We start from the raw sequence: 11147 nt of genomic DNA, 5'->3' as shown, positions 1-11147 counted from the left end.
ATGATAATGCTCAGCGAATACCTGCCGAGTCTGAAGGGGACCTGGGGAGATACTCCCATATACATATACGACTCCGGGGTTCCGGGCGGTTCGATGTTGATTCTCGGCGGTACCCATCCATATGAACCCATTACAACCGTTGCGGCCTATGTGGTGATGGAAAACATCAAAGTGGAAAGCGGTAAGGTGTACGTAATACCGCACGCCAACATGAGCGCTTCAACACTCGGTATGCTGGGGAATGCCTATCCAAAGTATTTTTCTGTTGAAACTCCCTGGGGAAGTCAGAAGTACAGAATAGGCGATAGGGGAACCAATCCCCTCGACCAATGGCCAGATCCATACACGTACATTCATTACCCCTCCGGCCAAAACCTCGCCTATCAGGATATTCGCAATCTCAACAGAACCTTCCCTGGACGTGCGAACGGAACACTGACCGAACGGATCTCTTTTGCGATAATGGAGCTCATAAGGAACGAAGATATCGATATCTTCTTCGATTATCATGAAGCCTCTCTCATGTATCCTGTGGTCAGCACATACGTAGCGCACGACGACGCCATGGATATAGGCATGATGGCCGCGATGATGCTCAGCGCAACTCAGTTCCCTATGAAAATCGAAGCCTCTCCGAAGAACCTCAAAGGCCTTACGCACAGAGAAGTTGGAGATTTCAGCGATGCCCTTGCGCTCCTGATGGAAACGCCCGAGCCATTTATCGACAGGGTCGCCGGAAGGATGACAGAAGAGCTCATGGTCGACGGTATCGATGAGTTCGTACAAACCGCCGCCGAGAAGGGCTTAGTTTACTGCGATTACGATATCAAGGAAGGTTTCACGGATCCTCTCGGAAATGTTATTATCGGTGCTCCCCTCGATTACAGGGTTGGGAGACATCTTTCGGGAACTCTCGAAGCTGTGAACTGGATGAATATGTTTTTCCCTGAAAAGGCCCTGGTTGTGTCCTTCCCGGGTTATGCCGAAGTAATGGAAAACGGTACGGGTTATTACCTACACGACCCGAGCAAAGCAGATCCATCGAGAGTTTTTAAGAACTGATTCAATTATCGGGCCCTATAGGGTAAGTATGCACAGCACCAAAACCAAAAGACTTAAGGGGGTAAAGCATGAAAATCAAGTTGAAAGTGCTCCTGTTATTGACCGTCTTCCTGTTCCTTTTGAGCGGGACAGCTCTTACCTGTACAATCATCGCAGTTGGTAAGGATGCCATGGCCGACGGTTCCACTGTCATTACACACAACGACGACTCGAGCGTCGCGGACTTCAGGCTGTGGATAATTCCGGCTATGGATTGGCCCGAAGGTTCGATGAGAGATATCGTTGTCGATTCTCATAACTATATCGATTACGGCGACTATCCTAACGTCGATAACGGCAACAAGGGAATTCTGGTAGGCCAGATCCCGCAGGTTCCACACACATATCGTTATTTCCATTCCAGGTATTCCTTCATCAACGAAATGGGAGTGGCGATGGGCGAATCAACATCTAGCGCCAGAAGAGAGCTCAGAGAAGCCAGAGGCATGATCGATTGCTGGACGATTCAGGATATAGCTCTTGAGAGAGCTACAACCGCCAGAGAGGCCGTCAGAATCATGGGCGATCTCGTCGAGGAATACGGCTGGTACGGCTCGGGTGAAATCATCAATGTGACGGATGGAAACGAAGTCTGGATCTGCGAGTTCTACGGGAGAGATCTCTGGATAGCTCTAAGGATGCCCGATGACTGCGTCTACGTTGGCGCGAACACTTTCCGTATTCGTGACGTGGATTTCGAAGACACCGAAAACGTTATGCATTCTCCCAACCTGATTTCCTACGCCGTCGAGCAGGGCTGGTATGATCCGAACTCGGGAGAACCCTTCAGACCGGTGGATGTTTACGCACCGAGAACCAGAGGCAACATCCGTGAATGGAGAGCCTTCGACCTTCTCGCACCGTCGATGGGGTTCGAATATCTGGAAGTCCACTATCCTCTCTGGATAAAGCCCGATAAGAAACTCACAGTTTGGGACATCTTCACCATCTCCGGTGACTGGTACGAAGGTACGCAATTCGATCTAACCAAGGGATTCGGTGCGGGACCGTTCGGCGATCCTTTCGCCAGCTATACAACCGGCGGAAGACAGAGACCGATCGGAATACCTCTGACGTGTTACCTGCAGATAAGCCAGATCAAGAGCTGGCTACCGCCCGAAATAGGCGCTCTCGTATGGTTCGGCTACGGTGCCGTTGGTACATCGTATCAAACGCCATTATGGCCAATCATGGCTGAACTTCCCGAGTTCTACAGAACCGGGAGCAGGTACGAAATATTCAGAAGAGACTCCGGCTGGTGGACGAGCACTTACGTGCAGGAAATGGCCAGACGCAGATTCAGTGATGCCATCGTAGATTTAAGGAACTTCAGAGATCCCAAGATGGAAGCGATATACAACACTGTACCGAAGATTCAAGAACTGGCTGCCGAAGTCTATGAAACGGACCGCGATGCCGCCATAGCCATAATAAGCGACTACGCATACAACACCGCAGTTGCATGGCAGGCCGACTGGTTGAGGCTCGGAGATATGTTCATGGGTAAATACGCGGCAGATAGGGTGAATTTCGGCGGAACGAACTATCCGAAAGAGTGGAGAGATGCTTTAACGTTCGTTAACGAGAACTTCCCTGCAGAAAAGTAATAATTATTATAATGCAGAGTCTGCAAAGACTCTGCATTCTCTATACTGGAGGTGATATTTGAGGTTTAGCCGAACAGCTCTACATAGCAACTCGGAACATCAAGAAAGTCATATTTCTGTTTTGATGGGGTGATGTACTTTTATGAAGAAGGCATTAGTAGTTCTTATTGTATTCCTCGTAACTCTTGGAAGTGCGGCAATAGCCTGTACCATTCTCGGTGTCGGTAAAGACGCCATGGTAAACGGTTCCACGATAATCACTCACAACGACGATTCGACCAGCGCCGATTTCCGTCTCTGGATAATTCCGGCCATGGACTGGCCAGAAGGCTCGATGAGAGATATCGTCCTCGATTCTCACAACTACATCGATTACGGTAACTACCCCGATGTCAATGTAGGCACCAAGGGAACACTGATTGGTCAAATTCCCCAGGTCCCCCACACCTACCAGTATTTCCACTCAAGGTACTCCTTCATGAACGAGAAGGGGGTCGCCATCAGTGAATCTACTTTCTCCATCGATACAAGCACAGATTACGGTAAGCAAGTAAGAAAAGTTCTTTGGACGGACAGCATGGGCATCATCGATTGCTGGACGGCGCAGGATATCGCTCTTGAGAGAGCTGCAACTGCGAGAGAAGCCGTCAGAATTATGGGCGATCTCGTTGAGCAGTACGGCTGGAGCACCGTGGGTGGCGGCGGAGAGACTATGACCGTTGCGGATGGTGAAGAGTGCTGGATAGCCGAGTTCTACGGAAGAGATATATGGGTCGCAGTTAGAATTCCTTCCGATCATTTCACTGTGGCGGCCAACAGGGCCAGGATCATGGAAGTCGACCTCAACGACACCGAAAATGTAATGGCCTCTCCGAACATCGTGTCCTTCGCCGTTGAGCAGGGATGGTACGATCCCGCTTCCGGCAAACCGTTCAATATAGCGGAGATATACGCTCCGAATGACAACCTTTACGCAACAAGAAGAGAATGGAGAGCCTTCGACCTGGTTGCACCATCTCTGGGTCTCAGTCCGCACGACGTAAGGTTCCCCCTCTCTGTAAAGCCAGACAGACTTCTCACAGTTCACGATATCTTCGTTATCAAGGGCGATTACTACCAGGGTACGGAATACGACCTTACGGTAGGACCGGCCGCCGGTCCCTGGGGCGATCCTATCAGATACGCCAACACAAGTAGAACCGGAACATGGGAGAGAAGCATCAACATGCACAGAACCTGCTACGTCCACATCGGTGAGACTAACTCCGCCTATGCCGATCCATTCAAGGGCGTTGCATGGTACGGTTACGGCGCACCGGATACCGCATACATAGTCCCACTTTGGCCCATCATGAGAGACCTACCGAAGTTCTACGAAACCGGAAGCAGATATGAAGAGTTCAGAAGAGACTCCGGCTGGTGGGTAAGTTCCTATGTTCAGCAGATGGCTGAGCTTCACTACAACCTCGCCATCCAGGACATAAGAAACTACAGGGATCCCAAACTCGAAGTTCTCTACAAGTTGACACCGCAGGTCCAGGCAATAGCGACCGAGATGTACAAGACTGATCCGGAAGCTGCCATCGACTTCGTTTCCAACTACGCGTTCATGAACGCGGTAGCATGGTTCGAAGAGTGGAAACTCCTCGGCGACAGACTCCTCGGTAACTACGCTCTGGGTTATGTGAATTTCAGAACCGCAGCTTACCCCGATTGGTGGAACGAACTGATCGGTTACGGTTTTCCAGAGAGATAATAGATAGACGGAGCTTCAAAGGCGGCCGATGGGCCGCCTTTTTCTTTTGGAAATTCCCTGGTTTGTGGTAGTGAGTATCGATTCATTGTCGAAAAAAAACTGCATTCCAAACAGTAGAAAACTCACGGGAGTTGTGATAACATCGGTCAGTATAGAAGAACCTGAAAGGAGTGGCACGGGTGCAGAACATTGAAAAGATACTCGATCTTGTCGAAGAACTGTTTGATGAACTTGAGAATACTGATGTTCAAGATTTATTCGAATCCCTTCCAGACATGGAACAGGACGAAGTCGTTGAGCTCAGATCAAGCATCGAAGATTGGGTTGACGGTCTCGACGAGGTAATCTCAAGACTTCCCGAACTTCAATCTTCGATAGTGGAACTCAAAGCCGATCTCGAAAGATTGAACGATTCCGTAGTGGAGCTTGAAGAGGATTTCGACGAGGAATAAATTGCATGATGTGGTAAGGAGGCCCTTCGTGGCCTCCTTATCATTTGTTTTTGAGCCTTGAAGCTATCGTGGCAAGATACTTTCCCTGTTCAAAAGCCAGTTTCAGTTCGGCCTCGCTCGGCTGTCTCCTGCCGTCGCTTCCGGTAAGGGTCGATGCGCCGTATGGACCTCCTCCCGACACTTTCTCCACTTCGAACATCTCGCTGTGAACGTAAGGCAGTCCCAGCAGAATCATACCGTGGTGGAGCAACGTGGTGTGAAAACTGAGTATGGCCGCTTCCTGACCGCCGTGCTGAGTCGATGTCGACGTAAAGACCGTCGCGGGCTTTCCAACCAGGATCGCTTTCGACCAGAGTGAACCGGTGGAATCCAGATAGTTGCGCATTTGAGAGGTCATCATACCGAATCTGGTCGGAGTTCCAAAGATAAGACCGTCCGCCTCGGATAGAGTTTTTAGGTCGGCAACGGGGAGATATGAAAAACTCTCCACCGATTCGACGGCCTTCATCTTCTCGAGTATCTCCCTGCTCAAGGTTTCCGGGACCCGGTAAATCTTCACTTCTACTCCCTCAACGGATTTTGCTCCCTCCGCCTCGGCCAGAGCCAGTTTGTATATGTGACCATGTATAGAGTGGAAGATCACATTAATCTTAGTTGTATTCAAAGCAATTACCTCCAATTGATATCCATTATATTGTGTACAATATAGTATAACATCGAAAATCGCTTTTGTGAAGTCGCCTTCGAGTTTCGGCTCGCTCATATCGGTTAGCTTGAATTGACCGCTTTAAAGAGCGCGGTCAGATCAATTGACAGTCAACGTCCTCAAGTTCCTTTAGTAGTCCCGGATCGAAGATATTGCGTACCACGAATTCCGCTATTAAATTCTCCGGAGCGTAATCGTAGAGTTTATCGCCGAACAGATCGTACATCTTTCTCAGCCGGCCCGGTTCCCCCATTAAAAAAAGCGACAGGAAAGTTTTCAGCTCTGAATGGTCCATTTTTGCAAGCGCCAGTAACATATCGGCCAGCTCCTCGGTGCCGAGTTTATCCTTTATCTTTACATCTCGCCAATTCGAAGATGTCCGCTCGACACCGAACACGGCCTTCAAACAGGTAACGAGGAAAATGTTGGACATATCTCCCGCGTAAGTGATTACGGTGTTTCCCTCTTTTTCTGAAATCAGCCTGATCCTTCCGTCCGCCACGACGTCGCGGGAGATTTCTTCCAGCCTCTTGTGGGTTCCCTCTGATAGCAGGGTTTCTTCGTAGTCAGGAAGATCGATCATCGCGTTCATTATTGAACGGGCAAAACTCTTCGTGACCGCCGAAGATCCACCAAGCCAACCCGGCAGCCTTCCCCCGCGTCCGGGAACCACATGAACGACTCTCTCTTTCCGATCGATTTCTCTTACAAGGTAAGACTTTCCACCCAGTATGAACGAATTCTCGCCACCCTCGCCCTCCTGTCCATTCAGTATCAGCGGATGTATTCTGCCGATCTCTTCTCCGGAAAGCACCACGGAGTATTCCAGGGAACCGGGAAAAAGAACAACGAAATCCATCTTTGATCGGCCACTACCGAAGATTTCGGCAGCGGAGGCCCCGGGAACGATCATGCCGTCGCGTTCGGTCAGAAACTCTCTTTCTATTAAGTGATCAACCAGCATTTTGAAGTGATCTCTGCCCACTCGGGTGAAGGGAAAGGCTCTTTTGAGGAAGTCCAGATCCCCGGCACTCAACAAGCCCCTCCAGTACGAGAGTCCTATCAGCTGATGAGCCAGAAGCTGTGGATAGAAGTCGATTGGTTCTACAGGTTCCACTGTATTTTCGTCCAGTTTCTTGAGTATTCCAAGGAGGTTGTAGCAGCTCTGACTGTCGTTTACGAAAACCGTTATTTTTGACTTCCCTTTCTTACGTCCCGACCGTCCGGCCCTCTGGAGAAAGGAGGCGGCCGAAGAGGGAAGCTCGAGAAAGACCACCCTGTCGATGTCGCCTATATCGATTCCCATCTCGAGAGTCGAAGTCGCGACCACTGCCCTCAGGTCAGAATTATTCTTGAACTCATCTTCGATCTGGCCCCTTTGAGATTTCGATACAGAGCTGTGATGTACCGGAACATTGAGTCCTAGCGACTTCGCTATCGCGGCGAACTCTTCGGCTTTCGATCGGGAGTAAGAAAAAACGAGTATCTTCTCTCCGGTTCCCTTCAAAAGCTTCAACAGATAATCGACGGGTTCGATTTCTCCGTCTGTGAAGACCTCTATGCTCCTGGAAACCTTCTTGCCTTCGGCGACTATCACGCCGCGCCTTTCGGAGCTTCCGCTCAGCCATTTCATCATCCTGTCCGGGTTTCCCACAGTCGCCGACATGGCTATCCTCTGGGGGTCGGCCTGCGAAAGAACTCTCAATCTTTCCAGAATCGACACCAGCTGCGCCCCGCGCGGCGATTCTATGAAAGCGTGAACCTCGTCGATGATGATGAACTCTATATTTTCGAACAGACAGGCATTTGAACCCGAAAGAATGCCTTCAACCGATTCGGGGGTAGTTACCAGAATCGAAGAGTTCTTAAGAGCACTTTCCTTGTCCCACCTGGAGAGATCGCCGTGCCACTTGCCCACGAAGAGGCCGAAAGGACTCAGCATTACCTCGAGTCTGGAGGCTATGTCGTTTATGAGAGATTTGAGCGGCGCAAAATATATGCACTTCAGGCCGGCCTCCGCATCCAACAGCCTGTTCAACACCGGAATCATGACAGCTTCGGTTTTGCCAGAGGCTGTGCCCGCTATTAAAAGTATATTATCGCCATCGAGAATCGGCGAGATAGTCTTGCCTTGAATCTCTCTGAGCTCTTTCCAGTGGAATCGATAAGAGAGGAGATCCAGAATCTTCTGGTCAATTCTCGGATCGATTACCAGAGTTCATCTACCGCCTTCACCGGCTTTTTATCAGAAGACTCCGGTTTTCGACCCTGACGCATACTATCGAGGAACTCAACTGTCAGTTTGGTCACTTCTCTCGTGGTGGGTCTTATTTTGCCATCCACTCCGGTGTACTGCTGTTTAAGAGACTTCACGAGCAGCTCTTCGATTTCCTTTCCACCGTCGAACGAATAGCATTCTCTGTAAAGCTTGATCAGTTTTCTTGCCAGCATCTTAAATCCATCGAGTTCAAGAGGCTTGAGCGAAAGAATCAGGGACTTTCCGCTGTCATCGCCCGTGATGTTCTTCATCCTGTCGTACAGAGCGTGGTACGAGGCTATTCCCCTGTTTTTGTTCTCGAACCATACATCCGTTCCCAGCCACAGGAAGTAGGTGCGTTGAAGGAATCCGGCCGAAAGTCTGTCGATTATCTCTCTTAACTGGTTGAAAGTGCGCTCTCTAACATCGCGCCTCCTATTCATTATGCTCTCGAGTTCATCCATTATAACTACCATCCCGGGAACCTGTAGCGTGTCCATGAGGGAAGTGAAGGATCTCAGGAAATTCCATCCGTCGTCCTGAAGAAAATGGTAGATACCACGTTTTTTCATGGATCTTTTGTCAATGCTGTCACCGACGAGATAGGCGTAAAACTCCTCTGTTGTCTCGCCTTTTGCCGTGCTAACCACATAAGCTGCGCAGAACTGCGAGAACATTCCGCCGGGATCGTAGTGGTCTCTCTTCGAAAGGTACTCCTTCACAGGCATTATCTCTTCGGCCGGTATTTCCTGATCCTTCAACTCTTCGATGATCCTCTCAGCCCAGGCGCCCAGAAAGATTTTCAGGGGATTTCCGCTTATACCGACCAGAGACATATTTTTCATGACAGACCTGAAGAACTCGTCCTGCTTGTGTAGTGTGTCGTAATCCTTTTCGGCAAGACTGGAGATCATCATCCCTTTCTCTCTGGCCAGGTACTCGGCATATCTGGCGAGGGTGGTCTTTCCCAGCCCGTACTGGCCCAGAAAGACTCGTACTTTGCTCCTGCCTGTGAGTATATAGTCGATATCGTTTTCTATCTCGACCTGATACTTGTCTCTACCCGTGAGGATCTCCTTTATATAATCGACCGGAACGGCCGCTCCGGCCCTTATCGCTTCGAACATCGGATGGTAATCCACTGGTAGCTCTCCTTTCGCTTAGCTTTCAAAAGAGAATTTCTTCTTGAGAACGTCCTTAACCCTGGAATCGAAGTTACGACCCCATATGACCCGGGGCTTCTCGCCGCTAATAACCTCGATCAGAGGCTTTCCACCGGTTGTAATCTTTGGGGCGACTACGAAAACGCTCCAGAAGCTTAGACCGAGTTCTTCGAGTGTGTACTCCCGTTCCGGTTCACACGCCAGAATTTTGCAAACCGTCTGTAGCGTCTTTCCCGAAAGCGCCTCTATCTTGTTCTCAAGTTCCTTCAGACTATCCGTTTTCTCTCCGGCTACCGGCAGCTTTTCTTCAGCGATTGTTCCGACCTCTTCTGTGGTCATTTCGGGGAAGTAATAATGCAGGACGGTTTCACGATTGCTTTTCACGGACCACTCCAATTCATAATGGAGAGAGTTTATCTTCTCCACCAGTTCCCCGGCTAGCGTGAATGGCTTCTTCTCTTCGACCGCTTCCGGCTCATCGATCGTGGCAAGGATCTCGGGAAACCTCTCGATTGCCGGCACGACCGATACATCAGGGTTCTGACTTCCGATGTTTCTCTCGTCCGATTCGTGAGTCCTCTGCTTGGCTTTCAGAGAGGCTGGAAGTCCGTTCTGCGGATACTCCTTCCAGCTTCCCAGTATGGCGGCCTCCTTCAAAAATTCCAGGAACAGCTTTGCAGTTTCCTCTTTCGCGAAGAAAAGCTTCAGAAGCGGTGTGCCGAAGCCCTTTGACAGTATCGTAATCACATAATATACGAAGCATTCAACTCTTTCGTTGTTTTTGGCCTCTCTGTCCTGACCGCCACCGGGAAGAAGAAATTTCCAGATGTATCCGGCGAACCTGGCATCTTTGCTGTCAAGAAAGGCCTCTTTCGAAATTTTCAGCTCGTTGAAATTGCAGTTTATGTTTTCATATGGAAAGGTCTTCGCCGCTTTCTTCAGGCCACTGGAAGTTACGTTCAATTCATCTATGGAACAGAGCGTGTAGGAACCTTCCTGATCGTCGCTGCGCACTATTTTGAAATCGGTCCTTATCGCCGAATAACGCACCGTCTCGCCGGCGTGGGAGAGGGGATCCTTTATCTGTTTCTCCTCCACTACTGTCCAGCACGTCTGGCCAGTCATGGATCTTTGAAACAACGCTATCAAACCGGCTCCTATCTTTTCAAAGTACCAATGTCGCGATTGTTCCCAGTGAGTTTGCAAAAGACCGTACCTTGTCCTTGCATCCTTTACACCCTCGAACCACGCCTCCAGCGAAGGAATCCTCTGCATTCCCTTCTCCAGATACGATACGAAGACTCCTTCCGGTACAGTGAACCACTGTAGGTAGCTCGAGGAGTACTTCTGCAGTTCGTGAATCACCGTTTCAACTCTGGAAAGCTGGACGGCTATTTCGCTTTCTTCCGGTTCTCCTGCCGCCAGGAGGATCTGGTTTTCTATGAAGCTTTCCATTCCCTCCGGTCCGGGCGGGAATTGCTCGAGAAAATCCACCATATCTTCCTCGATCGATGGCAGGAAGGAACAGCGCAGCTTGAAGATCGATGTAACCAGGTTGTTCAAAGAAAGCTTAACGGCGTACTGGCCGAACTTCTTCTTCACTCTCTCGTAGAGAATCTTCAGCTCTCTCAAAGCGGAAAACAGATCCTTATCTCCCTGCGAGATGTGCGTAGCGTAGTGGCCGATGGTCTTCTCGAACATGTCCGGCGCTTCTTTGAAAAGCGAGTAAAGATCTACGAAACTGTCGTTGAAATCCTTCTGAAACAGGGCTGCATCGAGAACGGCCTGCGAGAGATCGGCAAGCTTTTCCGACTGAGAAGCAAGGACATCGCCCCCTGGTCCCCTGTATAGAAAAAGGAATTTCGGCTCGAACAACTTGCCGAAAATCGAGAAAATGGACGGAGCCCTGGAAGCTATAATTGCTGCAGACTGAGTTTCGGCTATCACTCTCCAGCCTTTCCCCTCGAAACTCTCATCGGCTTTTTCAAAAACATCAACCGCCGAAAGAAACCCCTTTAACCCGCGATCTTTTAAATCAGACAAGACTGTCCCTCTTTTCGATCATCATCCAGGTTGATTATACTACACTTATCTTTGCCGCTTTC

At 49.8% G+C, this 11147-nt stretch carries 8 protein-coding genes; 4 read left to right on the top strand and 4 right to left on the bottom strand.

The window, feature by feature from the left end; genetic code table 11:
• The 4 genes from PKX57_RS03175 (at position 1) to PKX57_RS03160 (ending at position 4916) form a co-directional block, all read left to right on the top strand.
• Positions 1 to 1062, top strand: coding sequence for a M14 family metallopeptidase (locus PKX57_RS03175; RefSeq protein WP_472415985.1), 1062 nt, complete (start codon positions 1 to 3; stop codon positions 1060 to 1062).
• Between the two features lie 68 nt (positions 1063 to 1130).
• Entirely contained in the window at positions 1131 to 2708 is a 1578-nt protein-coding gene (locus PKX57_RS03170; RefSeq protein WP_214047663.1) for a C69 family dipeptidase, read from the top strand.
• Positions 2709 to 2850: 142 nt separating this feature from the next.
• Positions 2851 to 4464: a dipeptidase gene (locus PKX57_RS03165; RefSeq protein ID WP_472415983.1), complete on the top strand. Its 1614-nt coding sequence runs from the start codon at positions 2851 to 2853 to the stop codon at positions 4462 to 4464.
• Between the two features lie 179 nt (positions 4465 to 4643).
• Positions 4644 to 4916 carry a hypothetical protein gene (locus PKX57_RS03160; RefSeq protein ID WP_213922498.1) on the top strand — a complete coding sequence of 91 codons (273 nt, stop codon included), beginning with the start codon at positions 4644 to 4646 and terminating at the stop codon, positions 4914 to 4916.
• Positions 4917 to 4956: 40 nt separating this feature from the next.
• On the opposite strand, the gene wrbA is transcribed toward PKX57_RS03160, so the two are convergent.
• The 4 genes from wrbA to PKX57_RS03140 form a co-directional block, all read right to left on the bottom strand.
• Positions 4957 to 5580 (bottom strand): NAD(P)H:quinone oxidoreductase, encoded by a 624-nt coding sequence (gene wrbA, locus PKX57_RS03155; protein WP_470745664.1) that lies wholly within the window; start codon positions 5578 to 5580, stop codon positions 4957 to 4959.
• Between the two features lie 136 nt (positions 5581 to 5716).
• A complete protein-coding gene (locus PKX57_RS03150) occupies positions 5717 to 7804 on the bottom strand; it encodes a DEAD/DEAH box helicase (protein WP_472414648.1) in 2088 nt (695 codons plus the stop codon).
• A 26-nt stretch (positions 7805 to 7830) separates the two neighbouring features.
• Entirely contained in the window at positions 7831 to 9021 is a 1191-nt protein-coding gene (locus PKX57_RS03145) for a BREX system ATP-binding domain-containing protein (protein ID WP_214050044.1), read from the bottom strand.
• Positions 9022 to 9039: 18 nt separating this feature from the next.
• Complete coding sequence (locus tag PKX57_RS03140) at positions 9040 to 11085, bottom strand: hypothetical protein (RefSeq protein WP_214048241.1); 2046 nt, start codon at positions 11083 to 11085, stop codon at positions 9040 to 9042.
• Positions 11086 to 11147 lie beyond the last annotated feature (62 nt).

It is taken from the genome of Mesotoga sp. (genome assembly GCF_035363035.1).
GTDB lineage: Bacteria > Thermotogota > Thermotogae > Petrotogales > Kosmotogaceae > Mesotoga.
Note: the sequence above shows the minus strand (reverse complement) of the source record. Positions and strands in the feature narration are given on the sequence as shown.

What these genes read in the sequence shown, in the direction of transcription:
- PKX57_RS03175 (WP_472415985.1), top strand. Translation starts at nt 1, where the DNA reads ATGATAATGCTCAGCGAATACCTGCCGAGTCTGAAGGGGACCTGGGGA.
- PKX57_RS03170 (WP_214047663.1), top strand. Translation starts at nt 1,131, where the DNA reads ATGAAAATCAAGTTGAAAGTGCTCCTGTTATTGACCGTCTTCCTGTTC.
- PKX57_RS03165 (WP_472415983.1), top strand. Translation starts at nt 2,851, where the DNA reads ATGAAGAAGGCATTAGTAGTTCTTATTGTATTCCTCGTAACTCTTGGA.